This is a genomic window from Nocardia beijingensis NBRC 16342, assembly GCF_001612785.1.
GTDB classification, from domain to species: Bacteria; Actinomycetota; Actinomycetes; order Mycobacteriales; family Mycobacteriaceae; genus Nocardia; species Nocardia beijingensis.
Map to the genome: position 1 here is coordinate 103604 of NZ_BDBC01000020.1, position 19197 is coordinate 122800.

The 19197-nt window shown below is 67.7% G+C and carries 16 protein-coding genes and 2 tRNA genes; 4 read left to right on the forward strand and 14 right to left on the reverse strand.

Annotated elements, in window-relative coordinates; all coding sequences use genetic code 11:
* Positions 1-244: 244 nt before the first annotated feature.
* The 9 genes from NB3_RS14565 to NB3_RS14605 all read right to left on the reverse strand — a co-directional run bounded on the left by NB3_RS14565 (position 245) and on the right by NB3_RS14605 (position 10940).
* Positions 245-1120 carry an NlpC/P60 family protein gene (locus tag NB3_RS14565; protein ID WP_067802511.1) on the reverse strand — a complete coding sequence of 292 codons (876 nt, stop codon included), beginning with the start codon at positions 1118-1120 and terminating at the stop codon, positions 245-247.
* 53 nt (positions 1121-1173) lie between these two features.
* Complete coding sequence (locus NB3_RS14570) at positions 1174-3648, reverse strand: hypothetical protein (RefSeq protein WP_067802514.1); 2475 nt, start codon at positions 3646-3648, stop codon at positions 1174-1176.
* Positions 3648-6173: an ATP-binding protein gene (locus NB3_RS14575; RefSeq protein WP_067802517.1), complete on the reverse strand. Its 2526-nt coding sequence runs from the start codon at positions 6171-6173 to the stop codon at positions 3648-3650. Before NB3_RS14575 ends, NB3_RS14570 begins: the two co-directional genes overlap by 1 nt.
* A complete protein-coding gene (locus NB3_RS14580; RefSeq protein ID WP_067802520.1) occupies positions 6173-6727 on the reverse strand; it encodes a hypothetical protein in 555 nt (184 codons plus the stop codon). The genes NB3_RS14575 and NB3_RS14580 overlap by 1 nt, the downstream gene beginning before the upstream one ends.
* Positions 6724-6984, reverse strand: a complete 261-nt coding sequence (locus NB3_RS14585) for a hypothetical protein (RefSeq protein WP_067802523.1) — start codon at positions 6982-6984, stop codon at positions 6724-6726. The genes NB3_RS14580 and NB3_RS14585 overlap by 4 nt, the downstream gene beginning before the upstream one ends.
* Positions 6985-7000: 16 nt before the next feature.
* Positions 7001-8002: a conjugal transfer protein gene (locus tag NB3_RS14590; RefSeq protein WP_244891909.1), complete on the reverse strand. Its 1002-nt coding sequence runs from the start codon at positions 8000-8002 to the stop codon at positions 7001-7003.
* Positions 8003-8069: 67 nt separating this feature from the next.
* On the reverse strand, positions 8070-9194 hold the full coding sequence (locus tag NB3_RS14595) for a GAF domain-containing protein (RefSeq protein WP_067802529.1): 1125 nt from the start codon (positions 9192-9194) through the stop codon (positions 8070-8072).
* 370 nt (positions 9195-9564) lie between these two features.
* Positions 9565-10461: an ROK family protein gene (locus NB3_RS14600; protein ID WP_067802532.1), complete on the reverse strand. Its 897-nt coding sequence runs from the start codon at positions 10459-10461 to the stop codon at positions 9565-9567.
* A gap of 50 nt (positions 10462-10511) precedes the next feature.
* Entirely contained in the window at positions 10512-10940 is a 429-nt protein-coding gene (locus NB3_RS14605) for a hypothetical protein (protein ID WP_157111799.1), read from the reverse strand.
* Positions 10941-11230: 290 nt separating this feature from the next.
* Here NB3_RS14605 and NB3_RS14610 point away from each other — a divergent pair, with 290 nt between their 5' ends.
* Positions 11231-11947: a MerR family transcriptional regulator gene (locus tag NB3_RS14610; protein WP_067802538.1), complete on the forward strand. Its 717-nt coding sequence runs from the start codon at positions 11231-11233 to the stop codon at positions 11945-11947.
* 412 nt (positions 11948-12359) lie between these two features.
* Here the strand turns inward: NB3_RS14610 and NB3_RS14615 are convergent.
* Together NB3_RS14615 and NB3_RS14620 are read right to left on the reverse strand one after the other, a co-directional pair.
* Positions 12360-12436: transfer RNA gene (locus tag NB3_RS14615), tRNA-Pro, on the reverse strand.
* Between the two features lie 48 nt (positions 12437-12484).
* Positions 12485-12558: transfer RNA gene (locus tag NB3_RS14620), tRNA-Gly, on the reverse strand.
* 901 nt (positions 12559-13459) lie between these two features.
* On the opposite strand from NB3_RS14620, the gene NB3_RS14625 reads away from it, so the two are divergent.
* On the forward strand, positions 13460-14410 hold the full coding sequence (locus NB3_RS14625) for a GGDEF domain-containing protein (RefSeq protein ID WP_067802542.1): 951 nt from the start codon (positions 13460-13462) through the stop codon (positions 14408-14410).
* A 26-nt stretch (positions 14411-14436) separates the two neighbouring features.
* Here the strand turns inward: NB3_RS14625 and NB3_RS14630 are convergent, their stop codons facing one another.
* Entirely contained in the window at positions 14437-15249 is an 813-nt protein-coding gene (locus NB3_RS14630) for an Fpg/Nei family DNA glycosylase (RefSeq protein WP_067802545.1), read from the reverse strand.
* 23 nt (positions 15250-15272) lie between these two features.
* Positions 15273-15746 carry a ribose-5-phosphate isomerase gene (locus tag NB3_RS14635; RefSeq protein WP_067802552.1) on the reverse strand — a complete coding sequence of 158 codons (474 nt, stop codon included), beginning with the start codon at positions 15744-15746 and terminating at the stop codon, positions 15273-15275.
* 421 nt (positions 15747-16167) lie between these two features.
* Here NB3_RS14635 and NB3_RS14640 point away from each other — a divergent pair, with 421 nt between their 5' ends.
* Positions 16168-17031, forward strand: a complete 864-nt coding sequence (locus NB3_RS14640) for a M48 family metallopeptidase (RefSeq protein WP_084486251.1) — start codon at positions 16168-16170, stop codon at positions 17029-17031.
* A gap of 39 nt (positions 17032-17070) precedes the next feature.
* On the opposite strand, the gene NB3_RS14645 is transcribed toward NB3_RS14640, so the two are convergent.
* Positions 17071-17712, reverse strand: a complete 642-nt coding sequence (locus tag NB3_RS14645; protein WP_084486239.1) for a mycothiol-dependent nitroreductase Rv2466c family protein — start codon at positions 17710-17712, stop codon at positions 17071-17073.
* Between the two features lie 179 nt (positions 17713-17891).
* On the opposite strand from NB3_RS14645, the gene NB3_RS14650 reads away from it, so the two are divergent.
* The gene (locus NB3_RS14650) at positions 17892-19127 is read left to right on the forward strand and encodes an NAD(P)/FAD-dependent oxidoreductase (RefSeq protein WP_067802557.1); all 1236 of its coding nucleotides are present in this window, start codon (positions 17892-17894) and stop codon (positions 19125-19127) included.
* Positions 19128-19197 lie beyond the last annotated feature (70 nt).

Below are 19197 nucleotides of genomic sequence, written 5' to 3' on the forward strand. Positions count from 1 at the left end.
AGGCGGATTCGAAAGATGATGCTCGCCCGCACTGTTCGGCTGAACGGGCGCCGACCGACCCGGCTCCGACGAGCTGGGCTGCTCCGATCCAGGAGACGGACCGCTGGACTGTCCCGGCGCGCCACCCGGCCGCGGCCGTTGCTGATCCGGCGGATGCGACCACGGTGTCAACGGTCCCGACGCGCCGGGCTCCTCGCCCGTATCCGTCCTCGGTTCTACTTCTGTCGGCGGCATCGTCTACTCGTCACCTCTCGCTGCCGAGCACTCGCTTCACCCGCACGTCGGTCGTGCTCGGAATGACCAGCTCCATGAATCCGCCGGTCGACGCATCGGTGGTGACCAGCCGGGTATCGCTCACCGCGATGCCGACCCGGGTCGGAGCATTGCTCCGATAACTCCAGAAGACGAGGTCTCCCGCCGATACCGCGGCAGGATCCACCCGCTGCCCGCACCTACCCTGCGCCGCGACGGTGTTCGGCAGTTCGACGACCGTCGCGGCGTCGAGCTGTCCGCATGCCCGCCGCGCCGAACCGCTCGATGGGCCCGCCGCCGGGGCCTGCGCCGCCGCGCCCGTTGTCGTTCCACACCGTCCCGTCGATTGCGCGACCGAGGCGAAGTAGATCACCGACCTGGTGAATTCCGCGGCGCTCTCACCGTCGCCGGAGCCGTTCACGTCTCCGGTCGCCGAGACCTTCGCGAGCGCGAGTTGACGCGCGCACTCCGCACCGATTCCCGAACTGCCCGTCAACAGCGGAGAACTCTGATACGGCGCGTCTTTCAGCGCTGACACGCAGGCGCGCTGCCAGTCCGACACAGTGGTGTCGTCCGACTCGATCTCCAGTTTCGCGTAGGGGTTGGTGGTCGGAGCGGTCGTCACCCCGGCCACCGGTGTGCCCGGCGTCCTCGGCGCCGTGGGCAAGGCGGTCGCGGTCACCGTCACGGCGGGATCGGGACCCACCGCGCTGTCGCACTGATAGTGCAGATCCGCGGCGACCGACGACGTCGCACCGCCGATGACCAGCACCAGCACCATCAACACCAGCGACACCACACTCACGCCACCCAGCACCACCCATACCCAGAGCGGCATCAGGACGAACGACAAGAGACGACCGATCATCGATTACCTTTCTGCGATATACGCCGCACCCGTCGTGCCCTTGTCGAGGCCGATCAGCGGCCGCGCGGGTTTCTGAGGGGATTGAGAATCGTGGCGGGAATGCGCGGCAACGGGTTGGCGCCGCCGTCCGGCTGCGGGAGCGAGACAGCACCCGTGATGCTGCGGCCCGCCTGCCATTGGTCGGTCTGGGCAGCTTTGTCGATTTCGGAACGCAGTACTCGGATCCGATCGAAATCGCGAGGATCTTGTCCTACCCAGTTGGTAGTCGCCTGGATCCGCAGTGCGTGCTCGTTGGAGATCCAGCTCCGCAACCTGTCCGCTTCGTTCGTGGTCAGTTGCCGACCACGGATCGTCAAAGCTGGGGTTGTCGGAGTCGTGCCGTTCGCGTGCGCCTGCAGACTGTCCATGAAATTCTTGCTGGGGTTCGCGATGTAACTCCTGCCGAGCCGGGCCAGATCTTCCGAAATGTGCACACCGCCCTGGTAATCCCCTCGATACCGATCGACGCTGGCCTCCAACGCGTGGTACCTGGCCATGTACATCTGCCGATCATTCGTGTGGAAGTGGTTCTCGAGATGCTTGTGCGCGGCAAGGACGTTCGCGAGGTGCTTCGAGGCGAGCGGTTCGGCGTCGGCGTGCCGAATGATGTCCGTCCGTGCCTCGAGTGCCCGCTGCGCCATGTGCTCGGGAACTCCCGCCATCAGAAGGGCGTGATACCCACCGGCCTGCGGGCCGCCACTACCGGTCAGATGTGTGAAATTCTCCATGGCGAAGGCGGCGCCTCGCTCACTGCGATGGCTGTTGCCCGAGCGGCGGATACCACGCCGGGCCGCGTTCGCCGCGGCCACACGGTCGTACAGGCCACCGTGTGCGGCTTCGCGCAGGTCTTTGGTCTTCAAACCCTTCTTCTTGAGTTTCTTGTCGACATGGTCCACGCGAGAGAACGGATTCAACGGGTTGAGGCGGCCACCGGCGACCCATGCGGTGAGCGGCGAGCTGTTGATGGTGCTGATCGCGCCAACCATCGCGAGCGGAGTCATGGAGCTGGCCACGTTCGAATTGCCCATGCCCATGCCGATACCCAGGGCGGAGCCGCCTCCGCCACCGCCGCCGCCCCCGGACGATCCGCCGCTCTGGATCGCGGCCCCGACGCGGTTGGTCACGTAGTCGTTGGCCTCGTCGATATTCCTGCTCAGCCGCCGCACCTGGATGATGGCGACTATCTCGACACCCGCCCCGATGACGAACACCACCATGATCTGGCCGTTCGCCGCGCGGAACAGGCTCCCCAGTAAGAGTTCGTAGATGCCGAGAGCGATGACGAAGAAGGCCATCTTGCCGGCGGCGATGAAGCCGTGGACCACGCAACGAACGGTGAACGTCTGCGTCGGCCCGTAGATGTATCCCCCCGCGGCGAACCCGAAGACCGACGCGAACCCGTAATAGATGAGGTCGAGTACGGCCCACATGATCTTGATGGACAGATACGCGGCGAAGGCCAGGAGAATGATCGCGCACAGCAACAGCAGCAGTCCGGCGCCGATCTGACCGACGCTCGGATTCTCCACCGCGGCGTACGCCGCGCTGTCGCCGCACGACCTCATGCCGTTCTTCACGCGGTCGTCGCTGCCCGCCGTCATGCCGGACGACCACGCCGAGCGGCAGGACGGACTGTTGTCGACGACGTGCCCGAAGTTCCACACCTGCAAAGGAAGTCGCACGAAATTGTCCGCCATGGTCGTTTGCAGCGCGCTGACCAACTGCTGCGGATTCGGGTTGTTGTTCCCGTTCAATCCCGCCGCGACCGAGAGCCCCAGGTCACGCCCTTGCACCAGGAAGCCGTCGGGGGACAGCGCCTCGGCCAACGGGTCGGCCAAGATCGGCACGCTCAAGATCGCGACCACGATCATGGTGACGATCTGCATCACCGCCTTGGCGATCAATAAGCGCACGAGGAAATAGGCCACGAAGAACGCGCCGATCGTCGCCGCCGTCCCCGCCAGCAGAGGCGTCGCGATCGTCCCTGTGAAGTTCTGGGCCATACCGCGCAACGGCGCGCTGATCAGGTTCAGCCATCCGAAACTCATCGCCTCGCCGGGCAGCCAGACCCCTGTGGTCGAGGCGAGCAGCCAGACCGCGAACAGCGGCATGAGGATGATCCACAGCGCGAAATTCCCCAGGTTGAAGACACCGCCCTGATCGACCACCAACCGATAACTGGAAACGTTCACTCCGGAGGAGTCTTTGACGTTCATCCAGCTGGTCGCGCTGTTCGGCGCGGCTCCAGGAGCGATGGTGCCGGTCTGCGCGATCGACACCGCGTGCACGAGACCAGGGAAGACGAACAACACGAACAGCGCGAGGACGACCCACGCGATCCTGCGGCGCCGGCGCGACGCGGCGATCCAGGCCCGGAAGCGCCGGAACACCATTTGCGGTCGCCAGCGATCCGCGTCCCAGAACTGCGGTTCCCACGGCATGTCGAAGGACGCCTGACGTGCGCGCGCGGATCCGAGCAGAGATCTCATCAGCGCACCGACCGCTCCGGTAGCGCGGAACGCATGCCATTGGCACTGGTCGGGGTACTGGTGATCGCGGCGGCTCGGTCCGGGCGGGCCGGACCGAGCACCTTGCCGCGCCCGATCCGGTTCAGCGCGTCGCGCATGAACATCTCGCCGCGGCGCTCCTCGGGAATCTGGCGGCCCGGCCCGACGGGCGGCGAGGTCTCCTCGCGCAGGATCTGCAACAGGAACGGCGCTTCCTCGAGATCGACGCCGAGCCATTCCAAGCTGTTGCGCGCCAATGTCTCGTCGCGCTGGCGGAAGACGAACCGGTTCGGGATGAGATTGTGCGCCGCGCCTTGGAAGTCGGTGGCCGGGTCGTGCGAGGCGAGCCCGATCGCGGCCAGGTGCTTACGGCCGTCGCGGCTGAAGTCCGAGGTGACCGCCGAACCGACCTGCGTCTGCGTGAAGTGGTGCGCCTCGTCGCCGACCAGCAGGCCGAACCTGCCGTTGTCGGAGAGGAACGCCTCCCGCGCCGCGACGCCGACCAGTTCGTACAGCGCGGTGCCGAGCCGCTTCGTCAACGGCAACCGGTTGTACAGGTGAGGGGTGGTGAGTTCCTCCGCGCTCGGCAGTTGCAGGTTGTGACTGCGGACGACGGTCGCCGCAGCATCCAGGCGCAGCGGTCGCAGCTTGGGATCGAACAGCACCGGCACCCGCTCCACCACGGTGCCGAGCCGGGCCGCGAGATCGGCGTACTCCTCCCCTCGCTCCGGGTGCTCCCGCAGGCGGCGCACGACATGGAACAGGTCGAGCAAGCTCTTGATCTTGTGCTCGGCCATGCCACGCGGTGACAGCAGATTGCTCGCCGCCGCGCCCGCGCCGGAGGTCGGGGACAGATCCAGCAGCGGAAGGATCGAGTCCAGCGCCCGCTCGCCCGCGATCCGCGGGTTGAACAGCCGCAGCGGATCCAGCGAGACCGTGGGATTGGCCAGATCGATGACGACCGCGTCATCGATCGACCGTGCGAAGTGCTCCCATTCCCCGACCTGACTGCGGTCGATGGCGAGGAACTGACCGCCCATGTCGTGCACGAGCACGGCCATCAGCTTGAGGAAATACGACTTGCCGGAACCGAGTTCGCCCGTCACGGCGAACGAGGCGGACAGGTCGTGCAGCGCGGCCTCCATGATGCCGAAGTGGATCGGCTCGAAGTGGCCCGACAGCAGGTTGACGCCGATCACCGGTCCGCTGTCGTCGCCGATCTGACTGGTCGTGAACGGCACGAAGCCGGCCCACATGTCCGAGGGAACGATATGGGCGAAATCGTCGAACGCGCGGCGCGGCGGGCTGCCGGGAACGAGCATCGACCACAGGTCGACCTGCGCGCCGACCGGTGCGGTCATGTCGACCTGGAACCGCTTGTAGCGTCGCTTGAGCGCGTTGACCGCGTCCATCGTGGCTTCCCGCGTCGGTCCGCCGATGGCGATCACGGTGGTGAACGAGACCTCGGATTCACCGCCGTTGACTTCGAAGTGCTGGTTGTACTCGCTGAGCATCTGCGCCTTCGACGCCAGCGTGTTCTGCGCGAACGAGATCTCCTGATCCCGTTGATCCATCTGCTCGCCGAGCCTGCGCAGGCTCAGTTCGTTGTTCTTGAGCACCTCGTCGGCGGGCTTGGTGGAGATCCGCATGCCCCAGTCCACCGTGACGTCCCCGAGGCCCTCCAGCACGTTGAGAAACTCGCTGCCGCCGGGAAATGTCATGCCCGCGTAGGGGAACGAGTGCGGCGTCAGCATGGCCTGGTATGAGGGGCGGTAATCGAAATCGGGCTGGACCACCTTGATCACGGGAACGAACGACGGCCGGATACGCCGGTTGCTGTCGGCCTGGGCACCCTCGTCCAGCGCGGCGGAGCGGAACACCGCCGCCGTCGCGTCGTCCAGCGCGCCGGCCCGGGTGGGCGCCACCGGGTCCCCCGCCGCACCGCGCGAAAGATAGTGTTCCCACAGCCATTGGAACAGCGCCGCCGGCACGGGCACCGGATCGAAGTCGCCGCCGATCCTGGACAGGATCTCGTTCGCCTTCTCGTCGTACTCGTCCAGGTCGGCGCGGGAGATCGCGGTCGCGTCGATGGTGGCGGTGCTGCCCCGCCACAGGCGCGACAGCGCGGAAATGCTCGAGTTGCTGGCCCCGACCGGGATCGACAGCAGGAAGATGCGGGTCTGCGGCATGATCGCGTGCACGCGCTCGTAGGAGGCGACCACTTCGTCGGCGTAGTCCTCGCACTCGTCCAGGTCGACGCCCTCCACCATCTTGGTGAGCACGTCGATCGTGTTCAGCCGCGCTTGGATACCGAGCAGCAGCGACCCGTTCGGCAAGTTGTTGACCAGCGCGTGATGCGCCAGCTTCACGTCGTACTTGTCGCCGGCCTTACGCAATCCGTAGCCGAGGGGATTGATGAAGTACGTCGCGGTGACCAGACCGGAATGGGTGAACTGGAGATTGCCGCGAATCGCGGCGGTGGGCTGTAGATCTCGTCCGAGTGCCATCAGGGGCGTCCTCCGGGGGCCGGGCCGCTGCCGTTACCGTTACCTTCGTCCTTGCCGTTCAGTCGCTGCCACAGGTCGGTCACCTTTCCGCCACCACTCATCACCTCGAGCAGCCGGACACCGGACTTCGGCGCGGCGGCCATCGCCTCATCGGAGCGGTCGGGCAGCAGCAGCACTACGCTCTCGTCGACGAAAACGGCATCGCGCGAAGAGTCATTGGTGATCGGCATGCCGGAGGCGGACACCGGCTTGCGATAGACGATGAGCCTGCCCAGCCATAGGGCGCGCGAGGTCATCCGGACACCCGTGTACGGTACGAGCCCGAGCACGAAGACCGCCAAGATGGTCAACGCCAGCCCCGTGATGAACGTGACGGCCGGGTTGACCGGCAACGTCATGGCGAACACCGACGACACCGACATCATCACCACGCCCGCCGCGACCTGAGGCAAGGTGTAGGGACCGAACGGGAGCTTCTGCCCGTTCTGGGCCTTGCCGATCATCGTCGGCACCCGTTTGACCGGCGTGAAGACCTTGATGACCTGGGTTGTCATCGATAGCCACCGATGGGGTGGTCGGGGACGATGAGGTTGGCATCCGTTCGGGCGTAGTTGATGGTCGTGGGCAGAATCCAGATCACCACCCCGGCCATCAAGCCCGAGCCGAAGACGACGATGATCCGCGACGGCGACAGCCTGGATTTCGCCGCCTCGGAGATCACCACACCGATCGTGACGATGGCGATGATGATCATTCCGCCCCACCGGACAAAGATCAGAATGCCATAGAGGATGTTGCTCAGATTACCCATCGGGCTGCCTCTCGGATCAGTTCTGTGTCGCCGGCGGAATCGTCACCGTCGGCGAGGAAGTCGTGGTCGACGTAGGCGGCGCTCCGCCGCGCGCATCCCCGCCGACCACCACCGCCAGCGGGCTCGACAAGGCGGGGATCGGATCGATGGACGCCACCTGCCACTGGCCCGCGTTGCGGATCATGGTGAGCGGGTAGGCCAGTGTCGCGGCGGCGCCGGTGTCGGCTTTGGGGTTGACGGTGGCCAGTACCTGCGCCTTCGCACCGCCGGAGCCGCAGCTGGAATCGTCCGTGGTGAGCGAGGTCAGTTCGACGGCGGTGAAAGGGGACGGCTTCAGCGCGGCCAGCCCGGAATCCGGGACGGTGTAGCGGGCGACGTCACCGTTTCCGGTCAGCATGGCGCTCAGGAAACCCGAGGCGACTTGGCCGAGTGGCGTATCCGGTGCGCAGGGCGCTCCGTAGGCCAGTTTGAGGTCGACGCCCTTCCCGGGGGGCTGGACCACCGCGGGCGTCGACAGCGCACGCAGCCGCCCGTCGGTCAACGACACCGCGACACGGTAGAACTGCCGCTGGTCGGATGCGGCAGCTCCGGGTTTGCCGACTCGGACCGACACCGTCACCGACCACACTTCCAGCCCGCCCGCCGCGAGCGCGCGCGAAACATAGACGACCGAAGGGTCGGAGACTTGACGTGCGGACGAAGGCAACGTGATCTGCTGATTGGAACCGACGAATTCGCCGATTCGATCCTGCTGTCCCCCAACGGCGGTGAGATAGGTGACGACGAACTGCTCAGCGAAAGAACCGGCCAATTGCGCATGCCCGACGATCGCCGTCGTCGAATCATCCGACGGTGCGGGCGGGCCGGAATCGAAGACGCTCAGGATCGCGTGGCCACCGCCGAGCACGGCGAGTACGGCGAGCACGGCGACCACGATGTTGTCACGACGGCGGCGGGCGGCCATCCGGCGAAGCAGTGCCTCACCCGAATCTGCCGGTCCACGAACCACTGTCCTCACTCCCGAAATGGTAGAGAGCACAGCCGTTCCCAACCGGCCGGTAGTTCCCAGTCGTGGGAATCATTGGTCAGCAGGCCGGGTTGCTTTTCATTCTGCCCGCGAGCCAATGCCGCAATTGTTCGTCATAGCCGATCGGCGCGCTGCGCTGCCGCGGCTCCAGAACCTGGCGATGGGTTTCCAGCAACGGAACGTCGTCGGCGACGCGGACCAACTGCGCGATCGCCAGCTGTCTGCTGGAGTACCCGGGATAGGGATAGAGCAGTAGCGAGGTCGGGGTGTAACCGCCGCCGTAGTTGAGGACTCGCAACGTCACACCGGCGCTGTCGCCCGAACGCAGCCGGTCGCCGAGTTCCACCAGCCGGGGACGGTCCTCGGGATGGAAGACGTCGACAGGCCGGAACAGATAGTCCCACCGGACCCACGGCGCGGGATCGGTGAGCCAGTGCGAGATGCTGGTGTGCTCGAGCTGGACGACGGCCAGATGCGTTCCCGCGCGGCGATGCGCCTCGCGCAATCCGATGCGCTCCAGGGTCGGCCACGCCGCCGGAGCGTTCTCCGAGGTCACGTCCTCGATCAGCCACCAGGCGCCGCGAGTGCGCTCGTCGTCACGGGCGCGAATGGTGATCCGCCACTGGGCCGGACGCCCGAATCCGTGCACGACCGTGGTGTCGAATTGCATGCGCTCACCGGGTTTGGGGTCGTAGAGCAGATCGAGAACCTCCGCGTGCCGATCGAAACTCGACACCCGATGGAACAGTTCCGCGATCGACATCCGCGGGACGTACTGTTCGGCGGTGCTGCCGGACAACCGCGTGATGCCGCTCGGTTGCTGAATGGTTTGACTGCTCAGGTCCCAGATGGCGCCCACCGCGGGGCGCAACGCGGGCACCCGTTCGGACGCCGGGCCGAGCCACAGCCGTACCGCGTGCACGTCGCCCGCCGGGCCGAAGATCGGGCGGATGAGCAGTTGATGCCTTCCCGCGCGCGTCTGGATGGCCAGGTCGACGTCTTGCGCTTGATCGTGCGCGGTGTGGATCGCCTCCGTCAGCGCCGCGGTCGTGAGCTTGTCGTACAACGCGGGCGTCTTGGACAGCGTTCGCTGCAGCACTCGCTGCCAGCTCGCGAACTCACGCGGCGCATCCCCCACCGACGCCACGGACATGCCGTCCGGCGCCAACGTCTCGATAGTCACCCATGGAATCACTGCGCCACTTCGCTTCGCACTTGCCCGACCAGCCGTTTCTCCGGATCCGCCTACCCGGATGAGACTCTTGCGACCCAGGCAATGTACCGTTATTTAGCGGCTCAATCAACCCGTGACATGGCGACCCGGTTCTCATGCAGTCTGCGTCAAGTTCACCCGACACGCGCGCGGGTGTTCATTTTGTTCACGTGGCGTTCGACGGACACGCTGCCGAACCGGCGCACGGTCCAACGGCACATCCATCGCAAACCGGTGCACAAGATCAACGGGCGTCGCCACCCGGAGCCCGTGGCACTCTCCTGGCTAATGCGGCGCGCGGCCCGCGGCCATGCTCGTCCAGGGCGTTCCGGGCGGCTGATCAGCCGGCGGCGGCCCCGGCGAGAGCGAGCACGCCCGCGCCCATGATCGTCCCGGCATCGCCGAGCCGCGAGGGAACCACCCGCAATCCGGGCAGGAAGCTCAGCCTGGCGTGCGTGGCGACTGCCTCGCCGAGCGGTTTCCACAGCGCGGGCCCGGCTTCGGCGAGTGAGCCGCCGAGCACGACGAGATCGAGGTCGAGCAGCGCCGCGACCGAGGCGAACGCCCGGCCGAGCGCCGTGCCCGCCCGGCCGAGCGCCGCGGCCGGGATGTCCTCGCCCACGCGAGCGGCATCGAGCAGCTCGGGGACCGATGTGCCCGACCAGCCCTGCTCCCGCGCCCAGCGCACCACCGCCAGGCCACCGGCGACCGCCTCGAGGCAGCCGCGGCCGCCGCAGGCACACCGTTCGTCGAAGCCCGGCACGAGGACATGGCCTACGTGCCCGGCGTTGCCGGTGCGCCCCACCAGGGCGAAGCCGCCGACTGTCACCCCGCCGGCGATGCGATCGGAGACATCGATCGCCAAGCTGTCCATCACGGCGCCCGTCGCGCCGAACGTTCGCTCCGCCATCGCCAGGCAGACGCCGTCCAGCGCGAGCCGAACGGTCGCCTTCGGAAAGAGTTTCCGCGCGGCCTCCACGATGCCGAAGCCGGTGCGCCATTCCGGAATGTCGGGAGGCGCGATCACGCCTGCCGCCATGTCGATCGGCCCGGCCGAAGCGATGCCGAGATCGGTGACCTCGCCACCGGATGCGACCTCGAGCAGCAGTTCCTGGCATTCACCCCAGGCGCCGGCCTCCGGGATCGGAATCCTGCGGATGTCCTCGGTATCGACATCGTCGGCGATACGGCTGGCCGCGAAACCCGAGGAACCGATCGCCAATGCCAGGACTGTCATGAGTTACGCACCACCGGAGGACTCGACGCGAAAGACCGCACGCAGCATAGTCACAGACCGTCGGTTCCGGTCGGCTTGAGGGGTTGCCCGAGCACGATGTGCCGGCGGGGAGCGGGAAGAGTCGATACGGTGCGCAGCGGACGCGGTCCGTTGCGGATGATGCGCATCGGGCGCTTGTGGTCGATCGGCGCGGCGCGGTGCCGATCCAGGTTCTCGATAACGCTGCCGGAGTTGTCATAGGCGACGCCGGCCCAGATCATCGCGCGCGGACCGTCACCGCGGGTGGTCAGCGCCTGCGCCAACTGGCGGCACTGCGCGAGCAAGGGGCAACTCTGACAGGTGCGCACTGCCGCTCGCCAGGCATCCGGATTCCCGGTGTCCATGTCCCAGTTGTCGGGGACGTCGGCGCACGGGGGCCGCTGGTTCGACTTTGCCGGAATCGACGAGATCTTTGCCGGTGCAATGGATCCCGTGTCCATCGGAAGGGTTCGCGTAATGCTCATAGCCATCTCCGGGGATGCCGAGCACACACCTCTGGCAGGTGCGTGGCCCATGGATCGGACGTCATCAGGGCTGCTCAACAGTCCCCGGAACCCAGCCGCGATAAGCTGGTCTACGCACGGTAGCCCACTGTTGCCCAGACCACAACCCTTTGTACCGCTATGTAACGGCTCGTTGACCTTGAAGCAACACCCAGCTACCGTCTTTAACGGCACGTTATGAAACGGACCGTTTTCCACGGGGGCTCGACTATGGTTTCCTTTTAAACATGGCTGCGGACTCTGAATTCACGATCGACGAACTGGCGCGGGCAGCCGACACCACCGTGCGCAGCGTCCGCGTGTACCACGAGCGAGGTCTGCTGCCCTCGCCGGAGGTACGCGGGCGGATCGGGTATTACGGGTCGGACCACCTCAACCGGCTGCAAACGATCAGCCGCTTGCTGGGGCGGGGCATGAAGCTGAACGGGATCAGGGAACTGCTCGAAGCCTGGGACCGCGGTGACGGCCTCGCCGATGTGCTCGGCGTGAAGAGCCAGAACGCGGCGGAGCCGGAGTCGGAAGCGACCACCGAGCCACAGGACAGCTACGCCGAGTTGCCCGACTACGCGAAGCAGGCGCTGGCCTCCAGTGACGACCCGCTCGAGGCGTACCGGGTCACGAACCCGCGGTGCTGCGATCTGGCGACCAGGCTGCACGACACCGGGCTGCCGATGCAGGACACGTTCCAGCTGGTCGAACGTCTGCGCGCCGATTGCGATCGCATCGCCGACCGGTTCGCCACCGAGCTGTTCTTCCGCTTGGCCGGCCAGAACTACGAGGAGTCCGCACGCACCCCGCGGGACCGCACCAAGCTGGAGACCGACCTGGCGATCGCCCGGTTGATCGTCACCCGCGCCACTTCGGAACTGATCGATCAGGCATTCGCCCGGCACTCGGAGCTGCCGCCGGTGGCGACCGCCCCGCAGGCGCAAGCGGAACAGTGACGGCGCGAGCCGCGAACCGACCGTTCTCGTAATTCCCTCCGGCACCGTCTAATACTTAAGTAGACAAATGTCTTCGAGCCTTTCGAGTAGCGCGCCCGTGACGGCGGACCGAATGGCTCCTATCCCGGCCTCTCGCGTCGACCGCGACGGCCGGCGAATCGCCGAACTCGCCTGAGCAGGACCGATGCTGAAGGGTTGCCACAGGATGCCCAGCGACCGGCCCCATGGCGGAAGCGGTGATCCGGGCGGCGCTCCGCGGCTTCCTGTCCTCCCCCCATCGCCGCTGTGGCCGCCCGCGTGAAACCCGGGGGATACGTAGGCATACCGATCCGAGAACGGCCGACGCCGCGATGACCGCGATGCGACGCCACCGCCGACGGTCGATCCCCCTGCGCGAACCTCCCCCGAACGATGGTCGGGGTGACAGGATTTGAACCTGCGACCCTCCGCTCCCAAAGCGGATGCGCTACCAAGCTGCGCTACACCCCGTGGCCCTTCGTCGGCGACCGGAACCGCCGGCGAAGGATGAATACTCCGTGGAGCGGGTGACGGGAATCGAACCCGCACCATCAGCTTGGAAGGCTGAGGTTCTACCATTGAACTACACCCGCAGGCATACGACACCGATGGGATCGCCACGATGTCGTGTGCGATCCGACTGTACCGAACCCGGCTTGCGAAACGCCAATCAGCCCCCCGCGCAGCGCGATCTCGCAGGTTGCCCGTCGGAGCGCTCCGGGGTTGCCGCCCCAGTGTCGCACGCCGGGGCCCTCCGGTACGCGCTACCGCGCCGACGGGAAATTTTAAAGGTAATTTTTCATTGAAACTCTGGCGTGTCGGATTCCGGTGGGCGAAACTCGAATGACACACATGTCACGCCAGGAACTTCGCTTGAGGGAATTCCGATGAGGACCGCAGGACTCGCCGCCACAGCCGACGCGCTCGGCGTCCGGCGCGGCCATGGCCGCCACACCGGGCGGCGCGCGGCGCGGAGTTCGTCCGGCGGACAGCACCCGCGCCGATCCGGCCGGACGACCGCGAGCGGACGACCCGCAACACGCCCGGAACAACCATTGGCGACTCGACGAGGAAGACGAGGACGTCGCGTGCGAGAACCGATTCTCGTGGAGCAGGCAGCGCGGGGCCGGTCCGGACCGCCACCGCGGCTCGTGCGCCACTCTCCGCACACCTCGTACCGCGTGTCGCCAGCGCGTCGCGGCGCGATTTTGCGGCGAACCGGAATTCGGTGTAACACCAACGCGACGGGAACGATCACATACCCGATCGCCATTCGCCCGGCGTCGAGAACACGTTGCAGATCGCCGCTTTTCGATGCCGAGTGGCTTGCTAGGATCCTTTTTGCCGGACGGGGGTATCTGGAAAGGGGGCGGTGACCGTGCGCCGAACCAGGTGGACACAACCGCGTAGCAGTGGGAACGATCAGGGTGACGCCGGCGCCTGTGTGACTACAGGGCACCCGGGTACCGACGTCGCCCACACCGGGTGAGTCCGATGTCGACCGACATCGAGCCCCCGGTAGCCGCCATGGCCCGAGCATGGGCCCGTGCGGTCTGCGCCGAGCCCGGTTCGGGCGCCGCGCCCCAGCAGTTGGAACCGGTGCTGATCGAGATCGTCGAGCGCCTGCTCACGCTCGCCAGGTCCGAGCCGTTTCCGGTCCCGGAAGCACGGATGCTCGGCGCGCGACTGGCCGAGGCGCCGTTCGACCGCATCCGGATGCTGGCGCAGGCCACGCGCTGGCTGCTCGGTTTCCCCTCCGGCACTCCCGGTTCGCTGGTGGCCACACGCTGGCCCTTCATCGCCAGCCAGGCCATCGATAGTTACGCACAGGCGCTCCAGGAGCGCGCTCTCGCGCAACAGGAGCAGAACCTGTCGGCCAAGGTGTCGTTGCGTGTGCAGGAGATCGCAGCGCTGCAGCACCGGTTGCGCCACGAGGCCACCCACGACGCGCTCACCGATCTGGCCAACCGGACGCTGCTGCAGGACAAGGTGCGCTTGATGGCCACCGACCCGACGCGCGGCGTCGGGCTGCTGCTGATCGACCTGGACCGGTTCAAGCAGATCAACGACGGCTACGGGCACGCGATCGGTGACGAAGTGCTGGTCGAACTGGCGGGCAGGCTGCGCGAAGCGTGTCCGCCGGACACGGTGATCTGCCGATACGGCGGCGACGAATTCGTGCTCGCGACCAACCCGCACCACAACAACCTCGGTGACCTCGCGCACCGGATCGTGGCCGCGCTGCGCGACCCCGTCTGGTCGTCGGCCGGGCCCGTTCCGGTGTCGGCCAGCGTCGGCACCGCCTACAACCCGCCGGGCAGCCCGCTCGATTTCACCGATCTGCTCCGCCGCGCCGATCGCGCGATGTACTCCGCGAAGACGGCCGGTGGCCGCCGCTTCGCGCTGGCGGACCAGCCGGACATCGATACCGCCGTCGCCGGCTGATCCGGGCCGCCACGCGGCCGGCGGGGTCAGCCGGGTTGACAGCTGGGGCACCAGAAGAGATTCCGCGCCTGCATCACCTGATGGGCGATCGGCGTGCCGCACAGACGGCACGGGGCGCCCTGGCGGCGATAGACGTAGGTGCGCGGGCGATCCGGGGCGTAGGAGGGCTCGCCGTGATCGTGTTCTGGCCGCACCACGACCATTTTTCCGACGCGCACCCCTACCCGCATGAGCGCGACCAGATCCGACCACATGTCGGCCCATTCGCGCGCGGACAGTTCCGTGCCGGGACGGTGGGGCGAGATCCGGTGGCGGAACAACAATTCCGCGCGATAGACGTTGCCGACCCCGGCGACCACCTGCTGATCCATCAGCAGCGCGCCGATCGGCCTACCGGAACGATGGATGCGCCGCCACGCCCGGTCCGGATCGGCGCCGCGCCGCAGTGGATCGGGCCCGAGCCGGTCGGTGAGCGCCGTCACCTCGGGCGGAAGCAGGATCTCGCACGCGGTGGGTCCGCGCAGATCGGTGCCGAAGCCGGGCTGCCCGTCCCGCTGCCCGAACAGGCGCATCCTGACCTGCCCGACCGGCTCCCCCATCGGCAGCGCGGATTCGGTGAACGTGCCGTACAGGCCGAGATGCACGTGCACCACCAAGCCGGAGTCGTAGTGGTGCAGCAGGTGCTTGCCCCACGCCTCGGCTCTGATCAGCACCTGCCCGTCCACCCGGGCAGCGCCCGCGGCGAACTTGCCCTGCGGGCTCGATACGCGCACCACACCGCCCGCGAGGCGACGCTGATGCAGCCGCGCGAGGCGGTGCAGCGTATGTCCTTCCGGCACAGCCGGTTACGATCCCGGTGCGCTCAGTACGCGGGAACCGCCGGGGCGACGCCGGTCTTCTCGTACTCGGCCAGGATGTCGATGCGCCGCTGGTGGCGCTCCTCGCCCGACCACGCGGTGGTGACGAACGCGTCCACGATGGCCAGCGCCTCCTCGGTCGAGTGCATGCGGCCGCCGATGCCGATCAGCTGCGCGTTGTTGTGCTCGCGGGCCAGCTTCGCGGTCTCCACGCTCCAGGCCAGCGCGCAGCGGGCGCCGGGCACCTTGTTCGCGGCGATCTGCTCGCCGTTGCCGCTGCCGCCGAACACCAGGCCGAGGCTGCCGGGGTCGGCGACGGTCCGGCGGGCCGCCTCGATGCAGAAGGCGGGGTAGTCGTCCAGCGCGTCGTACTCGAGCGCGCCGCAGTCGACGACCTCGTGGCCCGCCTGCTCCAGATGGGCCTTGACGTGATTCTTCAGTTCGAAACCGGCATGGTCGGCACCCAGGTAAACGCGCATGCCAGGCATTGTGTCAGGTGACCGCGCCGCGGTGGCGAGAGGGTTTGCCCCGCCATTAACACCGCGGCGGGCCGGCGCGAATCGACTGATGCGCCAGTTGTGTTCACGGCCACAGCGCCCGCGTACACGGCCGACGCGCCGACCCACTTCCCGGCAACTGAATAGAGTTCATCCCATGCAGCCGTTCGAACCCCAGCCGTCCGACCAGGCGGGCCGACAGGCCGACCCGTATGCCCCGCAGGGTGGGTGGGTCCCGGCTCAGAGCACGCCTGCCGCATCCTACGGCCAGCAGTACACCTCGGGCTCGTATCCGTCCGCGCCCCCGGCTGCGTACCCGGCGCCCTACGGGTCCTACCCCGGCGCCCCGGTGCCGCCCGTGGCGCCGCCGCAGCGGCAGCCGCGCGGCCTGTCACCGTTCGGCATGCCCGCCCGGCACAGCTGGGAGATCCCCATGCTCGTCGTCGTGGTGGTGCTCACCGTGCTCGCGTATCTGATCGCGCTGCTGCTGCTCGCCACCGGAAACTTCGACCAGTACGTCCTCGCGTTCGCGGCCGCCCCGCTGCTGCTGTGGTTCGGTCGTGGCATCAACTACGCGGGCCAGCGGGTGAACGGCGTGAAGATGTCGCCAACGCAGTTCCCCGAGGGTTATCAGATGGTGGTGGACGCCGCCGCTCGCTTCGGCATGGCGAAGGTGCCGGACGCGTACGTGGTGCTCGGCAACGGCCAGATCAACGCGTTCGCCAGCGGGCACGGGTTCCGGCGCTACGTGGTGGTCTACAGCGATCTGTTCGAGATCGGCGGCGCCGCACGGGAACCCGACGCGCTGGCGTTCATCATCGGCCACGAGGTCGGTCACATCGCGGCCGGGCACACGTCGTACTGGCGGCAGCTGGGCATGTTCCTCGTGCCGTTCCTGCCGATCATCGGCAACAGCCTGATCCGCGCGCAGGAGTACACCGCCGACAATCACGGCTTCTGCAATCGCCACACCGGCGCGTCCGCCGCCATGGGGACCCTCGCCGCGGGCAAGTACATGAACAGGTTGGTCGGCTTCGACGAGATGGCCGATCGGGCGGCCGTCGAGAAGGGGTTCTTCGTCTGGATGGTGAACGCTCTGTCCAGCCACCCGGTGCTCACCTGGCGCATGTGGGCGCTGCGCGATCGCAGCAGGCACGGGAAGCTGTTCCTGCGCCCCGCGCCGCCGGCGGGCGCCGCTGTGCCCGCGGGCGGCTACGCGAGTTCCTACGGCCAGGTGCCCGCGGACCCGCCGAAGTCCGTCGTGTGACCCGGCCGGGTGCCGCGCGACGGCACCCGGGCACGGTGCTCAGTCGAACGACGGATCTTCGGTCCGCGTGCGCTTCAGCTCGAAGAAGTGCGGGTAGGACGCCAGCGCCACCGCACCGTCCCAGAGCTTGCCCGCCTCCTCGCCGCGAGGAATCCGGGACAGGACCGGTCCGAAGAACGCGGTGCCGTTGATGTGGATGGTCGGGGTGCCCACGTCGGGCCCCACCTTGTCCATTCCCTCGTGGTGGCTCTTGCGCAGCGCCTCGTCGTAGTCGGTGCTCTCGGCGGCCGCGGCCAGCTCGGCGGGCAGGCCGACCTCCGCCAGCGCGTCGGCGATCACCGCGGCGAGCGTCTCCTTGCGGCTCTCGCGTTCGTACTCGGCCCGCCGATTGTGGATGCGCGTGCCGAGCGCCGTGTACAGCGGCGACAGCACCTTGTCGCCGTGCTCCTGCGCCGCGGCGATCGCGACGCGGACCGGCCCCCACCCCGTCTCGAGCAGTTCCTGGTACTGCGGCGGCACATCCTTGCCCTCGTTCAGCACCGACAGGCTCATCACGTGGAATCGGGCTTCGATGTCGCGGACCTGCTGGACCTCCAGGATCCAGCGCGACGTGATCCAACACCACGGGCACAGCGGGTCGAACCAGAAATCGGCGACGTCCTTGGTGGCTTCGTCGGTCACGGGCGGCTTCCTCTCGATCGCATGCGGTAGAGCGGCGGCACACTGCGCCGCCCTACCGACCAACCACGGCGGCGCGTGATTCGTTCCCACCCGCGGCGCCCGTTTTCCCGAGCCGCGCGCACGGCTGCCAGTAGGGTTGACCGGCAGGAGCTTGGTTCCCTTCGGAGAAGGAGTCCGCGATGAGTTCTGACCAGCGTTTCGTCATCGTCGGCGGCGGACTGGGCGCGGCCAAGGTCGCGGAAGCGTTGCGCGCCAACGACTTCGACGGATGCGTGACGCTGATCGGCGCCGAGGAGCACCTGCCCTACGATCGACCGCCGCTGTCGAAGGAGCATCTGGCCGGGAAGAAGGCGCTGCCGGAGTTCACGGTCGATCCGGGCCAGTGGTACCGCGATCACCACATCGAGATCCAGCTCGGCACCACTGTCACCGCGCTGGACCCCGCGGCCAAGACGGTCACCCTGCCCGACGGTTCCACGCTCCCCTACGACAAGCTCGCGCTCGCCACCGGCTCCACGCCACGGACCCTGCCCGTTCCCGGCGCCGACGCGCCCAACGTGTACACCTTGCGCACCATCGAGGACTCCGACACGTTGATCGAGTTGTTCAGCGGCGCGACGCGGCGGCTGGTCATCATCGGCGCGGGCTGGATCGGCCTGGAGGTCGCCGCCGCGGCCAGGGCGGCGGACGTGGCGGTAACCATCGTCGAACGCGCCGACCTGCCGCTGCTCGCGGTGCTCGGGCCGGAGATGGGCGAGGTGTTCGCCGATCTGCACCGGGCCAACGGCGTCGACTTCCGGTTCGGCGCTCAGGTCGAGGCGATCACCACCGAGGACGCCATCGCGACCGCGGTCGCCAACGGCGTCCGGCTCGCCGACGGCAGCACGATCGAGGCCGACGCGGTGCTGGTCGCCGTCGGCGCGCGCCCGAACGTGGAACTGGCCGCCGACGCGGGCCTCGCCGTGGACGACGGCGTGCTCGTCGACGAGCGCTTGGCCACCAGCGATCCGGATATCGTCGCGGTCGGCGACATCGCCGCCCAGCAGCACCCGGTGCTCGGCAGGCGGGTCCGGGTGGAGCACTGGGCGAACGCGCTCAACCAGCCCGCGGTCGCCGCCGCGACTATGCTCGGCAAGCAGGCTTCCTACGACCGGCTGCCCTACTTCTTCACCGACCAGTACGACCTGGGCATGGAATACACCGGGTTCGCCGCGCCGGGCGAAGCCGCGAGGGTCGTCGTGCGCGGCGACAAGGCGGCCCGCGAGTTCGTGGCGTTCTGGCTGGACGGGGACAACCGCGTGCTCGCCGGGATGAACGTGAACGTCTGGGACGTGACCGACCGGATCAAGGAATTGATCCTGGCGGGCGAACCGGTGGATCCCGATCGGCTGGCCGACACGTCGTCTCCACTGTGACGCGGATCACCGCCGCGATGTGTCGAATGCGCGCGCCGCGCCTCGACCTCATCGCGAGCGTCACCGAGGC